At 63.5% G+C, this 13,523-nt stretch carries 11 protein-coding genes; all 11 read right to left on the bottom strand.

All coding sequences use genetic code 11. From position 1 onward, the window contains the following. Positions 1-39 precede the first annotated feature (39 nt). The 11 genes from ftsA to AC07E3_RS05200 all read right to left on the bottom strand — a co-directional run bounded on the left by ftsA (position 40) and on the right by AC07E3_RS05200 (position 13,505). Positions 40-1,356 carry a cell division protein FtsA gene (gene ftsA, locus AC07E3_RS05150; RefSeq protein WP_223003787.1) on the bottom strand — a complete coding sequence of 439 codons (1,317 nt, stop codon included), beginning with the start codon at positions 1,354-1,356 and terminating at the stop codon, positions 40-42. Further along, on the bottom strand, positions 1,353-2,273 hold the full coding sequence (locus AC07E3_RS05155; RefSeq protein WP_418792933.1) for a cell division protein FtsQ/DivIB: 921 nt from the start codon (positions 2,271-2,273) through the stop codon (positions 1,353-1,355). The genes ftsA and AC07E3_RS05155 overlap by 4 nt, the downstream gene beginning before the upstream one ends. Further along, positions 2,261-3,187 (bottom strand): D-alanine--D-alanine ligase, encoded by a 927-nt coding sequence (locus AC07E3_RS05160; protein WP_478360497.1) that lies wholly within the window; start codon positions 3,185-3,187, stop codon positions 2,261-2,263. Before AC07E3_RS05160 ends, AC07E3_RS05155 begins: the two co-directional genes overlap by 13 nt. 308 nt (positions 3,188-3,495) lie before the next feature. Then, a complete protein-coding gene (murB, locus tag AC07E3_RS05165) occupies positions 3,496-4,458 on the bottom strand; it encodes a UDP-N-acetylmuramate dehydrogenase (RefSeq protein ID WP_478360498.1) in 963 nt (320 codons plus the stop codon). Continuing rightward, positions 4,455-5,858 carry a UDP-N-acetylmuramate--L-alanine ligase gene (gene murC, locus AC07E3_RS05170; RefSeq protein ID WP_478360499.1) on the bottom strand — a complete coding sequence of 468 codons (1,404 nt, stop codon included), beginning with the start codon at positions 5,856-5,858 and terminating at the stop codon, positions 4,455-4,457. The genes murB and murC overlap by 4 nt, the downstream gene beginning before the upstream one ends. Then, on the bottom strand, positions 5,855-6,979 hold the full coding sequence (gene murG / locus AC07E3_RS05175; RefSeq protein WP_478360500.1) for an undecaprenyldiphospho-muramoylpentapeptide beta-N-acetylglucosaminyltransferase: 1,125 nt from the start codon (positions 6,977-6,979) through the stop codon (positions 5,855-5,857). The genes murC and murG overlap by 4 nt, the downstream gene beginning before the upstream one ends. 1 nt (position 6,980) lies before the next feature. After that, positions 6,981-8,135 (bottom strand): putative lipid II flippase FtsW, encoded by a 1,155-nt coding sequence (gene ftsW / locus AC07E3_RS05180; protein WP_336067994.1) that lies wholly within the window; start codon positions 8,133-8,135, stop codon positions 6,981-6,983. Between the two features lies 1 nt (position 8,136). Next, positions 8,137-9,534 carry a UDP-N-acetylmuramoyl-L-alanine--D-glutamate ligase gene (gene murD / locus AC07E3_RS05185; protein WP_478360501.1) on the bottom strand — a complete coding sequence of 466 codons (1,398 nt, stop codon included), beginning with the start codon at positions 9,532-9,534 and terminating at the stop codon, positions 8,137-8,139. A 9-nt stretch (positions 9,535-9,543) separates the two neighbouring features. Further along, on the bottom strand, positions 9,544-10,626 hold the full coding sequence (gene mraY / locus AC07E3_RS05190) for a phospho-N-acetylmuramoyl-pentapeptide-transferase (RefSeq protein ID WP_478360502.1): 1,083 nt from the start codon (positions 10,624-10,626) through the stop codon (positions 9,544-9,546). A 3-nt stretch (positions 10,627-10,629) separates the two neighbouring features. Beyond that, a complete protein-coding gene (locus AC07E3_RS05195) occupies positions 10,630-12,054 on the bottom strand; it encodes a UDP-N-acetylmuramoylalanyl-D-glutamyl-2,6-diaminopimelate--D-alanyl-D-alanine ligase (RefSeq protein ID WP_478360503.1) in 1,425 nt (474 codons plus the stop codon). Further along, a complete protein-coding gene (locus AC07E3_RS05200; RefSeq protein WP_478360504.1) occupies positions 12,051-13,505 on the bottom strand; it encodes a UDP-N-acetylmuramoyl-L-alanyl-D-glutamate--2,6-diaminopimelate ligase in 1,455 nt (484 codons plus the stop codon). Before AC07E3_RS05200 ends, AC07E3_RS05195 begins: the two co-directional genes overlap by 4 nt. Between the last annotated feature and the right edge of the window lie 18 nt (positions 13,506-13,523).

Genomic DNA, 13,523 nt, shown 5'->3' on the forward strand with positions numbered 1-13,523 from the left:
CCGCCTCGCCGCCGCGGTCGTCATTGGGGGCCGCCCCCGCTAGAAGTTGCTTCTCAGCCACTGGCTGACGCGCTGAAACCGGCCGCCAGTGCCGGTCGCACGGGTGAATATGCCGCTCTTGCCGCTGCGGCCACGGTTTTCGAACTCCGCCACCTGCGGATAAATCAACAGCCCCACGGAAGCGGAGAACGCCGCCCCCTTGGCCGCCTCGGGAAGCCCTGCCACGCCGAGCGGACGCCCGAGCCTGACATTGCGTCCAAAAAGCCGGCGGGTTGCCTCGGGCAGACCGACAAGCTGGCTTGCACCGCCCGTCAGAACCACACGACGCCCCACAAGGCCGCCATAGCCGGAGCGGTTGAGCTTGTCGCGCACCATCTCCAGCGTTTCCTCAATGCGGGCGCGGATGATCCGCGTCATCACCGCGCGCGGCACCTGTATCGGTTGCTCGCCCGGATCAGCCCCCATCGGGTGGATAGAAACGATATCCCGGTCGTCGCTCGAGGAGATCAGCGCCGAACCGTGCATCACCTTCAGCCGCTCCGCGTCTTCAAGCCGCGCCGAGAGGCCGCGCACCAGATCCATCGTCACATGGTTGCCGCCAACCGGCAGCGCATCGGCCCACACGAACTTGCCCTCCGCGAAAACGGAGATCGTCGTCGTGCCGCCGCCCATGTCGATGCAGGCCGCACCCATCTGCGCCTCGTCATCCACCAGCGCCGCCAGACCGCTTGCGTAAGGCGTCGCCACCATGCGCTCGACCGAAAGATGCGAACGGTTGATGCAGAGCTCCAGATTGCGCAGCGGCGCTGCGTCCGCCGTCAGGATGTGCATGTCGACGCCGAGTTCGGAACCGACCATGCCGCGCGGATCGCGAATGCCGCGCTCGGCATCGAGGCTGAACCCCGTCGCCAGCGAATGCACCACTTCGCGTTCGGTCTCGAGCCCCTGCCGCGCACCGGCCGCAAGAACGCGGTTGATGTCGGACTGGGCGACCTCATGCCCGCCAAGATTGATCGACGCCGAGATGGTCTCACTGCGCAGCCGCCCGGCTGATACGTTGACGATCAGCGAATCCACCGTCAGGCCGGCCATGCGCTCCGCCGCATCCACCGCCAGCCGAATCGCTTCCTCGGCCCGGTCGAGATCGACGATCACGCCCGACTTCATGCCCTGCGACTGCTGATGGCCGATGCCGATGACCTTCACACGGTGCGTGCGATGGCGCAGCGCCCGTCCCTCTTCCGCCGGCATGAGCCTGGCGATGATGCAGCAGACCTTGCTCGAACCGACGTCGAGAACCGTGATGATGCCGGAGCGGCGCGCGGCGCCTTTCTTGGGTTCTGATAACCAGCTCATATCTGCGCCCCGCCTGCAATCCGCGCCTTGTAGCGCTTGCGCATCGTTTCCTGATGCGCCTCGGCCGCCTCTTCCGAAAGGCCGATCGCCATACGGTCGGGAAGCCGCATGTCCACCGAAGTGATGTCGCGCGACAGAAGACCGTTCTTGCGGTCGAGAGCGGCCAGCGTCGCCAGTGTCAGCGCCTCGTTGGTCTCGGGCAGCTTGATCGTCACACCATTCTTCAGGCGCAGATCCCAGCGCCGTCCGCCGACACGGATATAAGCCCGCACCTCGCCCGCAATGGAGGGATGACGCGCCACCTTGGCGATGAATTCGGGTCCGGCCTCACGCGCACCCGCACCGATCACCATCGGCAGCGCCGTGTAGCGCCCGCCATCGAACGGCGCGATCACGGAGCCGTCCTTTTCGATCAGCGACAGCTCGTTGCCATGCTGCCAGATCGCAAATGCCTTCTTCTCGGTGATGTCCACTTCCAGCGTCGCCGGATAGACCTTGCGCACGGCAACACCCTCGACCCAGGGCAGACCGGCAAGGCGCTGCCGCGCCTCTTCGGCGTTGAAGCCGACCAGCGCCGTCCAGCCGTTCAGACCGACCTCCTGCAGAACATCGATCTCCGAGGTTTCCTCATTTCCGACCACATGGACCTGTGCGATTGCAAGTCCCGTCCGCGCGGTAACGCTCTGCAGAACCTGCGGCAGATGCCCGCCAGCCAGCGTCCCGTATACCGCCGTCGCACCAAGCAGCACGGCGGTCGCGATCGTCGCGCCGTAGCGCGGCGCCTCGACTTCGCCTGCGTTGACCCTGTGCATGAAACGCGCCGGACGACGCAGCCAGCGCGGCAATACGATATCGCCTCCGCGAAAGCGTCCGCCGCTCCGGCCAGTTCCGGCTTGAGATGACGTCAGCGAGAACACGAGGCGTCCTCCACAATCCAACTCAACAATTCACCAAACCCAATTCCCGCCGCAGCGGCGATCTCGGGCACCAGAGAGGTTGGCGTCATGCCGGGCTGCGTGTTCACCTCCAACCAGACAAGCTCCCCATCATCGGATTTGCGATCGTCGAAACGGAAGTCGGACCGGGACACGCCCCGGCAGCCAATAGCCTTGTGTGCCTTAAGGGCCAGTGTTTCTATTTTTTGGTAAATATTTGGTGAAAGTTTTGCCGGGCATTCGTGTTTTGAGCCGCCGGGAACGTATTTTGAATCATAATCGTAGAAGGCGTGCCCGACCGGAATGATTTCCGCAATGCCAAGCACCCGCTCGCCCATCACCGCGCAGGTGAATTCACGCCCGGCAATGTAGCGCTCCACCATGACGCGCTCGCCATACTGCCACTCGGTCGACCCGATGATCTGCGGCGGACTGCTCTGCCCCTCGGTAACGATCACCACCCCGAAGCTCGAGCCCTCATTGACCGGCTTCACCACATAGGGCGGCGCCATGGGGTGCTCATTGCCGATCTCGAAGCGATTGACCACCAGCGCGTCAGCGACCGGAATGCCCCCCGCCTTCGCCACCGTTTTGGCAAGCTGCTTGTCCATGGCCAGCGCGGATGCCAGCACGCCGGAATGCGTGTAGGGAATGTCGAGATATTCGAGAATACCCTGGATAGCCCCGTCCTCGCCGAACGGGCCATGCAGCGCATTGAAGGCGACATCCGGGTTGAGTTCGGACAGAACACGCGCCACATCGCGCCCGACATCGACGCGCGTGACGGCATATCCCTCGACCTCGAGAGCATCGGCGCAGGCAGTGCCGGAAGAAAGACTGACCGGCCGCTCAGAGGAGAAACCTCCCATCAGGACGGCGACGTTCTTTCTCTTCATGGTCCGGCTACCCCCTTGTCCGGCCGCCCAGAATTTTGGGCGATAAGCTGCATTGGCCGAGTGAGACCTCCTCGATTAGGAAAGCCCCCGACCCGAACGCCGCGACTCAAATCAGTGATTACTTATGAGCCAAAGAATCAGAGGTTTGATTCCATGGCAAGGGCTTGAGATTCCCGAAGATTCAATTTTCTGAAAATTTTACACTTTGTGAACGCGAACACCCGCGCCGTGCAACTTGACACGGGTCGGGATCACGGGCGCCACAATTGGAAAGGTTCTTTGCATCATGCGAAAAGTTGCATGCGACTTCAGAGCATCTGCCCCAGCAGCGGATCGATCTCGCGCCCCGGCCTGAACTCGCCGATGCGCTTGATCTCCCATTCCAGGCGAATGCCTGAATGTTCGAGCACACGCGCCCGGACCGTCTCACCGAGATATTCGAGATCGTACCCGCTCGCCGTGCCCGTGTTGATCATGAAATTGCAGTGCATGGGCGACATCTGCGCCCCGCCGATGGTGAGCCCGCGGCATCCCGCCTTGTCGACCTCTTTCCAGGCCGATGTCCCGGGCGGGTTCTTGAATGTCGAGCCGCCCGTCTTCTCGCGCACCGGCTGTACGGTCTCGCGATGGTGCTGGACCGCATCCATCTCTTTCTGGATGGTCTCCCGGTCTTCGGGGTATCCCTCCATGAGGGCCGAGATGAAGATCAGATCCTTCGGCACCGAGGAATGGCGGTAGTCGTATCCCATATCGGCGTTCGAGAAGACGTGCAGTTCGCCCTTCCTGTCGAGCGCACGCACCTCAACGACGCGCTCCCTGGTCTCGACGCCATTGGCGCCCGCATTCATGCGCAGTGCACCGCCCAGTCCGCCGGGTATGCCGTGATAGAAGTGAAAACCACCGATGCCCGCCTCCAGCGCTGCCGCCGCAAGGCGCTTGTCGGGGATGGCCGCGCCGGCGCGAATGCACGTTTCCGAAACCACCTCCGCCTGACCGAACCCCTTGGCCGACAGCCGCACCACGAATCCGCGAATGCCGCCTTCGCGCACAAGCAGGTTCGAGCCGATCCCCACCGTGGTAACCGGAATGTCTTCCGGCACCGCCTTCAGGAAGGCAGCCAGATCCTCTTCGTCTGCCGGCTGAAACAGCGCGTCCGCGGGACCGCCGGCACGAAACCATGTGATCTTGTCCATGCCGGCATCGGGTGTCAGGCGCCCCCGCAGACCCGACAGGCGGTCCCCAAGACGGTCAAGCAGCGCAGCACCGCTCATTCCTTCGCCTCCAGATCATCCGGCAGGGCATATGCCCATTGCGTGATGTTGCCGGCACCCAGATAGACGATGAAGTCCCCCTCCTTCGCCCAGCCCCGCACAATGGGCTCCACCGCTTCCGGCCCCTCGATATGAGCGACGTCGCGGTGGCCCGCCGCACGAACGCGCGAAACCAGCGCCTCGGAAGATACGCCGTCAATCGGGTCTTCGCCCGCCGCATAAACCGGCGCTATCAGCACCTTGTCCGCTTCGTTGAAGCATGCGGCGAAATCATCGTAGAGATCGTGCAGGCGCGAATAGCGGTGCGGCTGTGCGATGGCGAGAATCCGTCCCTTGCAGGCCTCACGCGCGGCTTTGAGAACGGCGCGGATTTCCACCGGGTGATGCCCGTAATCGTCAAAAACGCTCACGCCGTTCCAGGTTCCGGTCAGCGTGAAGCGGCGCTTCACGCCACCAAAGCCCGCAAGCCCCGTGCGGATCGCTTCATGGTCGATGCCCAGTTCATGCGCGACGGCAATCGCCGCCGTCGCGTTCGAAACATTGTGTTTTCCGGGCATGGGCAGGCGCAGTCCTTCGAGCGTTTCCGTGCCACCCGTCTTGCGATCGCGAAAGGTCACGTCAAATACGGAAACCGGCCCATCCATCCGGTGATTGGCAAAGCGCACATCCGACTGCGGGTTCTCGCCATAAGTGACCACCCGGCGATCCTCGATCCGCCCAACAAGCGCCTGAACCTCGGCGTGGTCGATACACATGGCAGCAAAGCCATAAAAAGGTACGTTCTCGACAAACTGACGAAACGCCGCCCGCAACTTGTCGAAATCGCCATAGTGATCGAGATGTTCAGGATCGATATTGGTGATGACGGCAATTTCGGCCGGCAGCTTCAGAAAGCTGCCGTCGCTCTCATCGGCTTCCACCACCATCCAGTCGCCCTCACCCATACGGGCATTGGTTCCATAGGCGTTGATGATGCCCCCATTGATGACCGTCGGATCGAAGCCGCCTGCGTCGAACAGCGCCGCCACCATAGAGGTGGTCGTCGTCTTGCCATGCGTGCCGCCAATGGCGACCGCCTGCCGAAACCGCATCAGCTCGGCCAGCATTTCTGCACGGCGCACGATCGGCAGATGCTTCTCACGTGCCGCAACAAGCTCGGGATTGTTCTTCCTGATGGCCGTGGAGACAACGATGACTTCAGCCTCGCCCAGATTCTCCGCCGCATGGCCGACGAAAACCTCGATGCCCTTCTCACGCAGGCGCACCACATTGGCATTCTCGGACTGATCCGAACCCTGCACCTTGTAGCCAAGCGTATGCAACGCCTCGGCAATGCCGCTCATGCCAATGCCGCCGATGCCGACGAAGTGCACGGTTCCGATCGTCTCCGGCATTTTCATGCGTGGCTTCCTTCTTTCACTGTTTTGGCGGATTGGCCGGAGGCAATAGCCTCAACCACGTCTGCAAGCAACGTCGCCGCATTCGTTTTGCCAACGCCATGCGCGGCCCCGGCCATTTCAGTCAGGCGCCGGGAGTTCTCCATTGCCCCGCCGATCAGACCGGCAAGTCGCTCCGCGTTCAGCGTGGCCTGCGGATGAAGTTCCGCACCGCCGGCCCGCTCCAGTGCCGCGGCATTGGCTGCCTGATCGTGATCGAGCGCATGGGGATACGGCACCAGAAAGGCCGGTCGGCCAATGGCTGCGATTTCCGAAACGGTCGACGCGCCGGAACGCGAAATCACCAGGTGGCTCCCGGCAATCCGGCGTGCCATGTCATTGAAAAAGGGAGAGACTTCCGCAGGCACACCGAGCTTTTCATAGGCAGCGCGAACATCCGCCTCGTCTTCGGGCCGCGCCTGCTGGGTCACGACAAGCCGCGCGCGCTGTTCCGGCCTGAGCTCTGCGACGGCTGCGGGGATCGCCTCCGAAAAAAACTGCGCACCCTGGCTGCCGCCGAAAACGAGAAGATGGAACGGCTCTCCCGCATCCGGCGCGCGATAGGGCACCGCTGCCGCCTCGATCACCGCCGGACGGACCGGATTTCCCGTGGCAATGATCTTGTCCGCGAAAGGTCCTTCATCAGCCAGAAATCCACCGGCAATCGCCTGCACACGTGCCGCCAGCGCCTTGTTGGCGCGTCCCATCACCGCGTTCTGCTCGTGGATCAGCGCCGGAACGCCCCGCCGCGTCGCCGCCCACAGAGGCGGCAGTGTGGGATACCCGCCAAACCCGACCACGGCAGCAGGTTTCAGCCGCTGCAGCAGTGCGGATGCCTGCTTGACACCACGCCAGATGGTCCAGCCTGCCCTGAGAAGGGCGAACGGGTTCTTCGATCCGAATGTGGCGCTTTCGACGATATGCGTTTCCGCAGCCGGAAAATCGCCTGAAAAGCGCGCCGCCCGTTTGTCGGTTGCCAGATGCACCTGCCAGCCGCGCTCATGAAGCGCATGCGCGAGCGCTTCGGCCGGAAACAGATGCCCGCCGGTCCCGCCGGCGGCAAGAAGTATCGTGCCTTTTGCCATGTCAGCCAGCGACCGCCTCGCGTCCCGATGGCGGCGCATAGGCGACCGGGCGGCGTTTTTCAGGCTTGCGGCGCGTCAGCGCCAGCACAAAGCCCATGGAAATGGCCATGGCGAACAAAGAGGTACCGCCATAGGAGACAAACGGCAGCGTCATGCCCTTGGCGGGCAGAAGACGGACATTCACTCCCATGTTGATGATCGACTGAAAGCCAAACAGAATCACGAGACCGCTAACCGCATAGCGCGTGAAATCATCGTCCTCGCGCCGTGCCTTTGCCAGACCGCGCAGGACGACAAACGCAAACAGACCGAGCAGAATAAGGCAAAGGATGATGCCGAACTCCTCACCCGCCACCGCGAACACAAAGTCGGAGTGGCTATCGGGAAGGATACGCTTCACCGTGCCCTCGCCCGGCCCGCGTCCGAACCAGCCGCCACGGGTGATCGCTTCGATGCTCATATCCACCTGATATGTGTCGCCCTCGCCGGTCAGAAAGCGGTCGATACGGGAAGCCGCATGCGGAAATATCGTGTAGGCTAGGAAAGCGCCGCCTGCGCCCAGTGTTCCCAGCACAGCGATCCACAGCCAGGGCATACCGGCAATGAAGAACATCGCCCCCCATGTACCGAGCACCAGCATTGTCTGTCCGAGATCGGGCTGCGCGACCAGCAGTGCCATGACCAGACCGAGCAGGAGCATGGCAAACAGATTGCCGGGAATTTCAGGCTGTCGGGCATGTTCGTGGAAAAGCCAGGCGCAGATAACCACAAAAGCCGGCTTCAGATATTCCGAAGGCTGAACCGAAAAGCCGAAGATATGGAGCCAGCGCCGCGAGCCCTTTACCTCCATACCCGCAAAGAGCGTGACCACCATCAGTACAAGCGAGCCGACAAGCATGAGCAGCGCCAGGCGTCGCACGTGGCGCACGTTCAAGAACGACACCGCGATCATCACCACCACCGCGGGCACCATATAGATGGTCTGGCGTACGACGAAGTGAAAGCTCGACAGACCAATGCGCTCCGCCACCGCGGGGCTGGCGGCGAAGGACAGAAGCACGCCCAGTCCCATAAGCATCAGGAAGGCTGCGAGGAACCACCGGTCGATGGTCCACCACCAGTTTGCCACCGGGCTTCGGTCGGTGCGGCTCACCATGTCACTTGCTCCCCATCATCTCGGCGCCGGCGAGCGAACGCACCGCTTCGCGGAAGGCATCGCCACGCACCTCAAAATTTCTGAACTGATCGAAACTCGCACAGGCTGGCGAAAACAGGACAACAGTCTCCGGCGCGGGATCGCCCGCCGCATCGCGCGCCGCATGGTCGACGGCCTTGTCTATGGTACCCGAAATCTCGAACGCCGTCGCCTCCCCGATGGTGGCGGCGAAAGCCGGTGCTGCCTCGCCGATCAGGTAGGTTTTGGCGATGCGTGGAAAAAAACTCTTCAGTGTTTCAATTCCACCATCCTTGGGCAGGCCGCCGGCGATCCAGTATATGCGCTCGAAACTTGCCAGTGCCCGTTCCGCCGCATCGGCATTGGTGGCCTTGGAATCGTTGACGAAGAGAACCCGCCCCCTGCGTGCCACCTGCTCCATGCGGTGGGCAAGTCCCGGGAAGCTGTTGAAGCCGGCCTGGATTTCTGGCGCAGAAAGACCGCAATCGAGACAGGCCGCGAGCGCGGCAAGCGCGTTCTGCGCATTGTGCGCGCCGCGCAGGGAACCGATCCCCTCAAGCGTCGCAAGCTTCTCGGCGACCCCGCCGACCGCCCGCATGAGATCGAAGCCCTCAAGATAGAACCCGTCCGCCAGCGATGACGTCGCCGAAATGCGCACGAGCCTGCGCCCGTCCTTCTCCAGCCGGTCGGCGATGCGCCGGCAATCGGGGTCGTCGACACCGACAATTGCAAGCCCGCTGTTCGCCACCAGCCGTTCCTTTATGCCGGCGTAATTTTCGAATGAGCCATGGCGGTCGAGATGATCGGGCGAAAGATTGAGCAGAACCCCGACCGAGGGGTCAAGTGTAGGCGCCAGATCGATCTGGTAGGAAGAACACTCCACCACATAATGCCGCCCCGCCTCTGGCGGATCGAGCGTCATCACGGCCCGGCCGATATTGCCGCCCATCTGCGTGTCACGGCCAGCCTGTTCGAGAACATGCGCGATCAGCGCCGTCGTGGTCGATTTGCCGTTCGTGCCCGTGATCGCGACGAAGGGCGCCTCGGGCGCATGCGCCCGGCGCTCGCGTGCAAAAAGCTCCACGTCTCCGATGATCTCGACATCTGCCGCCCGTGCCAGCTCAACGCTCCAGTGCGGACGCGGATGCGTCAGCGGCACACCCGGCGAGAGGACGAACGCGTCCTGTGCGCTCCAGTCGATGGCACGCAGGTCGCCGGTCGGCACGCCCTCGCCTGCCGCCCGTGCCACGCTGTCGGGGTTGTCGTCGAACGCCGTCACCCGCGCCCCACCCGCCACAAGCGCCCGCGCTGTGGCGATGCCCGACCCGCCGAGCCCGAAAAGGGCAATGGTCCTGTCCTTGAAAACCGAAGCCGGGATCATTCGCTCTTCCTAGCGCAGCTTGAGCGTTGAAAGCCCGATCAGGGCGAGCAGCACGGCGATGATCCAGAACCGGATCACCACCTGGCTTTCGGTCCAGCCGAGCTTTTCGAAATGGTGATGGATCGGCGCCATCAGAAACACCCGCTTGCCCGTCATCTTGAACACCGCCACCTGGATGATCACCGACAGGATTTCCACCACGAACAGCCCGCCGATAATGGCGAGCACGATCTCGTGTTTGGTGGCCACGGCCACCGAGCCGATCAGGCCACCCAGTGCCAGTGATCCGGTGTCCCCCATGAAGATCGCCGCCGGCGGCGCGTTGAACCAAAGGAAGCCGAGCCCCGCGCCGATCACCGCCCCCAGGATCACCGCCAGCTCACCCGTACCCGGCACGAAATGGATCTGCAGATAGTTGGCGAAAATGGCATTACCCGAAAGATAGGCGATCACGCCGAACGACGCCGCCGCCACCATCACCGGCACGGTCGCCAGTCCGTCGAGCCCGTCCGTCAAATTCACCGCATTGCCGGCCCCGACGATCACGAAGGCCGCGAACGGGATGAAGAAAATACCCAGATTAAGCAGAAAATCCTTGAAGAACGGAAAGGTCAGCGACGAGGAAAACGGCGCCTGCCCCGCCTGCATGATGGTCCATGCGGCAACCCCCGCGATCAGGAATTCCGCCGAAAGCCGTGCCTTGCCGGAAAAACCCAGATGCGACTGCTTCGTCACCTTGAGATAATCGTCATAGAAGCCGATGGCGCCAAAGCCCACCGTCACCATCAGCACCACCCAGACATAGACGCTGGAAAGGTTTGCCCACAGCGCACAGGAGCCGAGAATGCCCGAGAGCATCATGAGCCCGCCCATGGTGGGCGTTCCCGCCTTCTTGAAATGGGTCTGCGGCCCGTCGGCACGGATCGGCTGGCCCTTGCCCTGCCGAACCCTGAGCGAGGCGATGATCATCGGCCCGAACAGGAACACGATCAGCGCCGAGGTGATCAGCGCGCCGCCGGTGCGGAAGGTGATGTAACGGAATACGTTGAAGACCGAAACTTCATCGGCCAGTTCAACGAGCATCATGAGCATGGATCAGTCTCCCGTCGCCGCGCCCGGATAGGTGTTGATAAAGGCGTCGACCAGTCTGTTGAAGCCGATGCTCTTCGAAGATTTGATCATCACGGCGTCGCCGGGTTTCACCGCCTTCACCACGAGATCGCGCAAGTCGTCGGTCGCCTCGCGGTGTTCCACCGGCAGCCCCTGCGGCAGCGCCGCCGCCAGCGCCTTCATTTCCCGCCCGGCGAGATAAACGCAGTCCGTCCCCGCCCCGGTCACCAGGTCGGCGAGCCCGGCATGCAGCTTCTCCGCATGGGAGCCGAGTTCGGCCATATCGCCCAGAATGGCGATGCGCCGTCCGCCGTCGCCGAGATCCGCCCGTTTCAGAAGGTCGAACGCCGCCTCCATCGAGGCCGGATTGGCGTTAAAGCTTTCATCGATCAGCGTGAACGTGCCCGCGCCGACCTTTAGCCGATGTCGCGCGCCGCGTCCGGCTTCGGCGCCGAACGAGCCCAGCGCCATGGCCGCCTTCCGCACATCGGCCTGCGCCAGATGCACCGCGCCCAGCGTCGCAAGCGCATTCTGAACCATGTGCCGTCCCGGCGCGCCCAGCCGCACTTCCGTCTCCTCGCCGTCGATCTTCACGGCAAAGGTGGAGGATTGCGCCCCGCATTCCGCATGCATCAGCCGGATATCGGCGCGGGTATTCTCGCCAAACCCGGCAATTGTCTTCACGCCGGCCTCTTCAGCAAGTGAGGAAAGAAGCTTCCAGCGCTTGTCGTCACGATTGATCAGGGCTGCCCCGCCCTTCACCACGCCCTCGAAAATTTCGCCCTTGGCGCGGGCAATCTCTTCGATGCTCTTGAAGAAACCCAGATGCGCCGCCGCCACCAGCGTCACCACGGCGATGTGCGGGCGCACCATCTTCACGAGCGGGCGGATTTCGTCCGGGTGGTTCATGCCGATCTCGAAGATCGCGAAGTCGCAGTCGGCCGGCATGCGGGCGAGCGTCAGCGGCACACCCCAGTGATTGTTGAAGGAACGGTCGGCCGCATGGACGCTGCCGCAGGCGGAAAATGCCTGGCGCATCATGTTCTTGGTCGAAGTCTTTCCGACCGATCCCGTCACCGCCACGATCTTGGCACGGCTGCGCAACCGTGCGGCACGACCGAGATCCTCCATCGCCTTCTGCACGTCCGGCACCACGACTTTCGGTACGGAGAGCCGCCCCAGCGCCGGCAGTTTCGCCTCCGAGACCACCAGCACGGATGCGCCTGCCGCCATGGCAGCGGTGGCGAAATCGTGCCCGTCAAACCGCTCGCCCTGAATGGCAAAGAACGCGTCGCCCGGCTGGAGCGTCCGCGTGTCGATGGAAATTCCGGCAATCGCCGCTGCCGGTTGCCCGAGCGGCCTGCCACCCGTCGCCTGCACCAGCGCGTCATGTGTCCACAGCGCACTCATCCGCCACGCTCCGCGAGTGCGGCCCGCACTTCCTCATGATCGGAAAAATGATGTTTTTTGCCAGCGATCTCCTGCCCGGTCTCATGCCCCTTGCCGGCAACGATCAGCGTGTCGCCTTCCTCGAGCATGGCAACGGCTGAACGGATCGCCTCGTGCCGGTCGCCGATCTCGCGCGCTCCCGGAGCCGCCGCCATGATCGCCGCCCGGATCGCCTCCGGATCCTCCGAGCGCGGGTTGTCATCCGTCACGATCGCCACATCGGCCAGCCGGGATGCGATCTCGCCCATGATCGGGCGCTTGCCCGTATCCCGGTCACCGCCGCAGCCGAACACCACGATCACCCGCCCCGTCGTGAAGGGTCGCACCGATTGCAGCACATTCTCCAGCCCGTCGGGCTTGTGTGCATAGTCCACATAGACCTGCGCGCCATTCTTGGCCGTTCCAACAAGCTCCAGCCGGCCCGACGCGCCCCTGAGCGTCTCCAGCGCCGCAAACGCGGTCTCCGCCGCTGTCCCCGTGCTGATCGCCAGACCTGCGGCGACCAGCGCGTTGGCCACCTGGAAATCACCGGCAAGCGGCAGGTCCACCTCGTAGATTACACCGCCGACATCCACCTCGGCCCGCTGGCGGTGCCGCTCGTGCTCGACCCGCTTCAGCGTCAGGAACGCGCCCTTGCGCCCCACCGTGCGTACATCGAGGCTCGCAGCCTGTGCCGCCGCCACCGTTGGGTCCGACCACGGATCGTCGGCAAAGATCACCGCGGGCGCCCCCTTGGGCAAAAGCGTGTCGAACAGGCGCAGCTTCGCCCGATGATACTCCTCCACCGTGGGATGATAATCCATGTGGTCGCGCCCGAGATTGGTAAAGCCCCCGGCGGCAAGCCGCACGCCGTCGAGGCGGCGCTGGTCGAGCCCGTGGCTCGAAGCCTCCATCGAGGCGTGGCTCACGCCCTCTCCCGCCAGTTCATCGAGCAGGCGATGCAGCGCGATCGGATCGGGGGTGGTCAACTCGCCATATTCGTCCCGGCCCGGTGCCACCACACCCGTGGTGCCTATGCTCGCCGCCGGCAGTCCTGCGTGTTCCCAGATCTGGCGCGTGAAAGAGGCAACAGACGTTTTGCCGCTGGTGCCGGTGACCGCGACCATTGTCGCAGGCTGGCGCGGAAAAAGCCGCGCCGCACAGAGCGCAAGGGCACGCCGGGGATCGTCCGTTTCAATGACAGGCCCCCCGGGATCGGAAGAAAGGGCACCCGGCGCCGTGATGATGGCGGCTGCCCCCTTGCGCGCAGCGTCAGCGGCAAAAGCGGCTCCATTGGCCTTGACGCCGGCCAGGGCAAAAAACAGGTCTCCTGCCTTCACCTTCCGCGAATCCGCCGAAATCCCCGAGACCTCCGCTTGCGCAGGCAACGATCCCTGTTGAGGAAGAATGTCCGCAAATTCACTGAACTTCATGAGGCCCCGGTACTTTCA

The sequence above is a fragment of the Nitratireductor lacus genome (assembly GCF_056431025.1).